Here is a 5,867-nt window from a genome sequence, read left to right as displayed (position 1 = left end):
CGCCGGCGTCCGGTGCGGGGCGGGCGGGCAGCACGGGTGGCGCGGCGGGCAGCGCGGGCGCCGGCATCACGATCACGTCGAGCGGAATCTCGATGTGCACGGGCCGCGGCCGTGCGCTTTCGAAGACCGCGAACGCGCGCGCGAGCACCTGCGGCAGGTCGGCCGCGTCGAGCAGCGTGTGCGAGAACGCGGTGAGTCCCGCGAAGACTTCACGCTGCGACGGCAGCTCGTGCAGGCGGCCGTCGCCGCTGCCGAGCTCGCGCCGTGCGTTGACGCTCGAGATCACCAGCATCGGGATCGAATCCGCGTAGGCCTGTGCCATCGCGGTCGCGATATTGGTCATGCCCGGCCCGGTGATGATGAAGCAGACGCCCGGCCGGCCCGTGACGCGCGCGTAGCCGTCGGCCATGAAGCCGGCCCCCTGTTCGTGGCGCGGCGTCACATGGCGGATCGACGACTCTGCGAGCCCGCGATACAGCTCGACGGTATGCACGCCGGGAATGCCGAACACGCATTCGACGCCATAACGTTCGAGCAGGTCGACGAGTGCTTCGCCGCAGGTGCGGGGACGGGCAAGGAACGGTGCCGGCGCGGCCGTGCGGGCCTCGGCGATGCAGGAGAGGGGGACTGGATGGTTCATGGATCGTGACGTGCCGATTGGGAGGGGGAGTGGCCCGTACCGCAAGCGAGGGGGCATGCAGCGGATTGTCGGCGTCGATCCGGGGCGCCAACAATCGATTAGTTTTCATGCCGCGCATGAGCGCCTTGCATGGCGATGCGTGGTCGCGAGGATGTCGCGATACATCGGAGGAATGGAATGCGCGGACCGGCAACGGCGCGGCGCGCAGCCGCAACGGAATTCGGCGTGCGCTAGCGTTCGCGTTTCGTCTTGCGTGCCGGCCGCGTGTCGTCGATCCTCTGCTTCATCGCATCAATGAACGCCCGCACCTTCGGCGAAGGCAACCGCGTCGACGGATACACCGCATGGATCCCGGCCGGCGCCGAGCGCCACGCGGGCAGCAGCCGGACGAGCCGGCCGGCCGTGAGGTCGTCGGCGGTCGAAAAATCCGTCAGCAGCCCGAAGCCGCCGCCCGCGAGCACGATCGCCCGGCACGCGGTGGCGGTGTTCGACACGACGTGCGCGACACAGCGCACCGAAGCGGTGCCGCCGTTCGCGTCTTCGAGTTCGAGCGTATGCGGGCGCGGCAGCGTCGACAGCATCACGAACGGCAGCGCGGCGAGCGCATCGGTGTCCTGCGGCCGCCCGTGGCGCGCGACGAACGCGGGGCTCGCAACCAGCCATTTCTCGTAGGTGCCGAGCTGCACCGCGCGATAGTTCGAATCGGCGAGGCGGCCGATGCGGATCGCGACGTCGAGGTTGTCCGCGACGAGATCGACGACGCGGTCGTTCGCGACGAGTTCGACGTCGAGGCCCGGATGCCGGTCGCGCAACGCGACGACGGCAGGCGCGACGACCAGCGCGCCGTAGTCGATCGGCACGCTCACGCGCAGCGTGCCGCGCAGCGGCCCCGCGTCGGACGACACCGCGTCGAGTGCGCTTTCCGCGGCGCGCACGATGTCGCGGCACGCGTCGTAGAACGCCCGCCCGGCGTCGGTCACGCTCAGCCGCCGCGTGGTGCGCACCAGCAGGTTCGCGCCGACCTCGGATTCGAGGCGCTGCATGTGCGTGCTGACCACCGTCTTCGCCAGGCCGAGCCGCTCGGCCGCGGCCGTCAGCGAGCCGGCGTCGACCACCGCGACGAAGACCGCCAGCCGGTTCAGGTTCACGTCGCGCAGATCGGCCATCGTCGATTGTCCTATGGGAGCGGATAATGTTTCCGCGATTATCCATCTTCTGGAGACGAACGGCGAGCGCTACGCTGCAGGTGTTCGTCGCCGATTCCCGGCGGCGCGAGATTCCGGAGTGTTTTCCATGTCTGCCGTCCGCAAGCCTGCTTCGCCGATTCGCGTCTACTCGTTCCTGCTGTCCGGGCATGCGCATCGCGTCCGGTTGTTCCTGTCGCTGCTCGGCCTGCCTTCCGAGACCGTCGACGTCGATCTCGCGGCCGGCGCACAGCGCGAGCCGGCGTTCCTCGCGCTCAATCCGCTCGGGCAGGTGCCCGTGATCGACGACGGCGGCACGGTGATCGCCGATTCGAACGCGATCCTCGTGTACCTCGCGAAGCGCTACGGCGACGCGCACTGGCTGCCCGACGACCCGGCCAGCGCGGCCGTCGTGCAGCGCTGGCTCTCGTATGCGGCCGGGCCGATCGCAACGGGGCCGGCTGCCGCGCGGCTCGTGACAGTGTTCGGCGCGAAGCTCGACCACGAGGCGGCCAAGCGTACGGCAGCGAAAGTGCTCGACGTGATCGATCGCGAGCTGGCCGGCAAGCCGTTCGCGGCCGGTGCGCAGCCGACGATTGCGGACGTCGCCGCGTACTCGTACATCGCGCACGCGCCGGAAGGCGGCGTGTCGCTCGAACCGTATCCGCACGTGCGTGCGTGGCTGGCACGCGTCGAGGCGCTGCCGGGCTTCGTTGCGATGCCGACGACGCGCGCCGGCCTGCTCGCCGCGTAACGCCCACCGACGCCGCGCCTGCCCACGGAGAATGCGATGAACACCCCGACCACCGTCGTACCGGGCTGGGAACTCGACACCGCGCCGTTTCACGCGGGAGAGCTCGCCGTGCAGCAGCGCGCGGGCGTGACGGCGGCCGCGGGTTCGGCCGGCCGGCGCGGGATCCGGCGTTTCATGCCGGACCAGCACCGGACGTTTTTCGCGCAACTGCCATTCTTCGTGCTTGGCGGCGTCGATGCGAACGGCCAGCCGTGGGCGACGCTGCGCGCCGGCGCGCCGGGGTTCGTGACGTCGCCGGGCCCGCGTACGCTGCGCATCGCGGCGCGCGCGTTGCCGGGCGATCCGCTGGACGGCGCGTGGCGGCCGGGCGCGCCGCTCGGCGGGCTCGGGATCGAATTCGATACGCGGCGGCGCAATCGTGTCAACGGCGTCGTGCGCGCGGTCGACGGCGATGCGCTGACGATCGCGGTCGAGCAGAGCTTCGGCAACTGCGCGAAGTACATCCAGGGACGCAAGCCGACGTTCGTCGCCCGGGAAGCCGGCGCGTCCGCCGGGCCCGACGTATCGGACGCGTTGAACGACGCCGATCGAGCGCTGCTTGCGCAGGCCGATACGTTCTTCGTCGCGAGCGCGAACACGTCGACCGACGCGGGCGCTGCGCGTGGCGCGGACGTGTCGCATCGCGGCGGGATGCCGGGCTTCGTGCGCGTCGACGATGCGCACACGCTGACGACGCCGGATTTCAGCGGCAACCGCTTCTTCAACACGCTCGGCAACCTGCAGCACGATCCGCGTGCGGGGCTGCTGTTCGTCGATTTCGACAACGGCGACCTGCTGGTTGTGGCCGCGCGCGCCGAGATCGTGTGGGACGGGCCGCTCGTCGCGTCGTTCGACGGCGCGCAGCGGGTCGTGCGGTTCCATGTGCGGGAAGTGCGGCGCATGCGCGCGGTGCTGCCGTTCCGGTGGTCGGCGGTCGAACGTGCGCCGCAGTTCGCGGCGATGGCGGCGGGCGGGTTGGTGCAGACTTCAACCGCGTCGGTCACCGCACCCGCATCAGAATCACTATCGGCATCGGCATCGGCATCGGCATCGGCATCGGCATCGGCATCGGCATCGGCATCGGCATCGGCATCGGCATCGGCATCGGTATCGGTATCGGCATCGGCATCGGTATCGGTATCGGCATCGGCATCGGTATCGGTATCGGCACCCGCATGGCGGCCGCTGCGCATCGCGAAGATCGTCGACGAAGCGCGCGCGATTCGCTCGTTCCATTTCGAACCGGCGGACGGCGCTGCATTGCCCGCCTACGAAGCCGGGCAGCACCTGACGCTGCGCATCACGCTGCCGGGAAGCGATACGCCGTTGATCCGCAGCTACACGCTCTCCGATGCGCCGGGCGGCACGCATTACCGGATCACCGTGAAGCGCGAAGGGCGCGTGTCGGCGTGGTTGCACGATCACGCGCGGGCGGGCATGGCGCTCGACGCGCAGATGCCGCGCGGGCGCTTCACGTTCGATCTCGCGAGCCCGCGCCCGGCCGTGCTCGTGTCGGCCGGCATCGGCATCACGCCGATGACCGCGATGCTGCGCCGCGCGCTGGCGGACGATCGGCCATCGCGCCGCGTGGTGTTCGTGCATGGCGCGCGCGACGCGGCCGACCGGCCGTTCGCGGCGGAGCTGGCACGCATCGCGGCCGCCGACGCACGGCTGTCGCTCCACTGGTTCGACAGCCATCCTCACGACGGGTCGGCGGCGCAGGCAGGCCGCATCGACCTCGCGCAACTGAAGCGGCTCCTGACGTTCGACGATTACGACTTCTACCTGTGCGGGCCGTCGGCGTTCATGCGCGACCTGTACGACGGGCTGCGCGCGCTGAACGTGCCGGACGAACGCATCCGCTTCGAGGCGTTCGGGCCGTCGAGCGTGGCGCGCAGCGCGACCCGCACGACCGGGGCGCCGGCGGCGGGCGTGCCGGTGGTATTCCGGCGCACGGGCCGCGATGCCGCGTGGATGCCCGCCGACGGCACGTTGCTCGAATTCGCGGAAGGGCAGCGCGTGGCCGTGCCGTCCGAATGCCGCTCCGGGTCGTGCGGCACGTGCGCGACGCGCGTGCTGTCCGGCGCGGTCGACTACGAGCAGGCGCCCGATGCGCCGGTCGAACCCGGCTGCGCATTGCTGTGCGTCGCGCGGCCCGCGCAAGGGTCGGAGCCGCTCGTGCTCGATCGCTGACGTGCCCTGCGACATGCGGCCGCAGACGGCCTGCTGCGCGAAAAGCGCGCGCAACTGCTTCTTTTTTCGGATGCCGGTCGGATCGACGATAGCGTCAACCGATTCGATGAAAGGAGCACAACCATGAAACTGCTCGGCATGATCAAGCTGGTCCTGTGGAGTTTCTTCGGCGTACGCAACAGCAAGGCGCACGCGGCCGATCTCGCGAACGTCAACTACACGTTGCTGCCGTTCGTGGCGATCGTGCTCGCGCTGCTCGTCGGCGCGGTGATCTACGGCGTCGTGCACCTGGTCGTCGATCCGACCGCGACGATGCAGGGATTCTGACCGGCCGCCGAATCGCGAGCGGGAGAACGTTCCCGCTCCGGTTTCCGGCCGCGTGACCGGCGCGTGACGGTGCCGGTCATCGAGGTGGCCGCGCACGACGCCGGTCATGCGCACATCGGCACCGTCGCTGTGCCGCACGAATCGCGCGGTTCCCGTTCCCGCTTTCCGTTCACCCGATTCGCCCGATTCCAGGGCAGCCCGCCCCGCCCGGGGTAAAATGCGCGCCGCGCCGCGATGTCGTGCGCGACGGGCACGCCGCCGTTCCATCGAACGGCGTGCACCAGACCGTCGCGCCCGTACCGGGGCGTTCGAAGCGTCCCCCCGCATGACAAGACCGCGCGATGCCGCCGGCCGCCCGACACGCCCCGACGAACCGGTCGACGGCTGCGTCGGTTCCCGGTGCGTCACCTGAATCCGATGTCCCATCCTGCGTCTTCCCGACCGAGCGGCCCGCGTGCGTGCCGGATCGTCTGGTTCGCCCGGTTCGTCTGACGAATGTCGTGCCGGCGCGTGCGTCCGGCGGAGGCAGATCCGGTCGCGGGCACGCTTCGCAGCTTCGTAACGGGTTTCGACAGGGTCGAGTGGCGAGTTTTCCATCCAGAGCAATGACGGTGAATAGAACAACAGCGTCGCCCGCACGGCGGCGGCGCGCGAAGGTCGGGCTTGGTGTCGGCGTCGGCATCACGCTTTTCGCGGCCCAGGCCGCCGCGGCGCCGGGCGACACGCCGGC

At 70.3% G+C, this 5,867-nt stretch carries 5 protein-coding genes; 3 read left to right on the top strand and 2 right to left on the bottom strand.

Annotated features, from left to right (window positions below):
- Both DPV74_RS38435 and DPV74_RS38430 read right to left on the bottom strand, forming a co-directional pair.
- Positions 1 to 640: thiamine pyrophosphate-binding protein (locus DPV74_RS38435; protein ID WP_257943147.1), on the bottom strand; the 640-nt coding region annotated here is incomplete at its 3' end.
- A gap of 230 nt (positions 641 to 870) precedes the next feature.
- Positions 871 to 1,806: a LysR family transcriptional regulator gene (locus tag DPV74_RS38430; protein WP_060195077.1), complete on the bottom strand. Its 936-nt coding sequence runs from the start codon at positions 1,804 to 1,806 to the stop codon at positions 871 to 873.
- A gap of 127 nt (positions 1,807 to 1,933) precedes the next feature.
- Here DPV74_RS38430 and DPV74_RS38425 point away from each other — a divergent pair, with 127 nt between their 5' ends.
- The 3 genes from DPV74_RS38425 to DPV74_RS38415 all read left to right on the top strand — a co-directional run bounded on the left by DPV74_RS38425 (position 1,934) and on the right by DPV74_RS38415 (position 5,137).
- A complete protein-coding gene (locus tag DPV74_RS38425) occupies positions 1,934 to 2,578 on the top strand; it encodes a glutathione S-transferase family protein (protein WP_060342116.1) in 645 nt (214 codons plus the stop codon).
- Positions 2,579 to 2,614: 36 nt separating this feature from the next.
- The gene (locus tag DPV74_RS38420) at positions 2,615 to 4,810 is read left to right on the top strand and encodes a pyridoxamine 5'-phosphate oxidase family protein (protein WP_119339084.1); all 2,196 of its coding nucleotides are present in this window, start codon (positions 2,615 to 2,617) and stop codon (positions 4,808 to 4,810) included.
- A 123-nt stretch (positions 4,811 to 4,933) separates the two neighbouring features.
- Positions 4,934 to 5,137: a DUF2970 domain-containing protein gene (locus DPV74_RS38415; RefSeq protein ID WP_021164122.1), complete on the top strand. Its 204-nt coding sequence runs from the start codon at positions 4,934 to 4,936 to the stop codon at positions 5,135 to 5,137.
- The last annotated feature ends 730 nt before the right edge of the window (positions 5,138 to 5,867 follow it).

Origin of the sequence: Burkholderia sp. HAN2018 (assembly GCF_024704855.1) — a bacterium.
GTDB lineage: Bacteria > Pseudomonadota > Gammaproteobacteria > Burkholderiales > Burkholderiaceae > Burkholderia > Burkholderia cepacia.
This window is presented reverse-complemented; position numbering and strand designations above follow the sequence as displayed.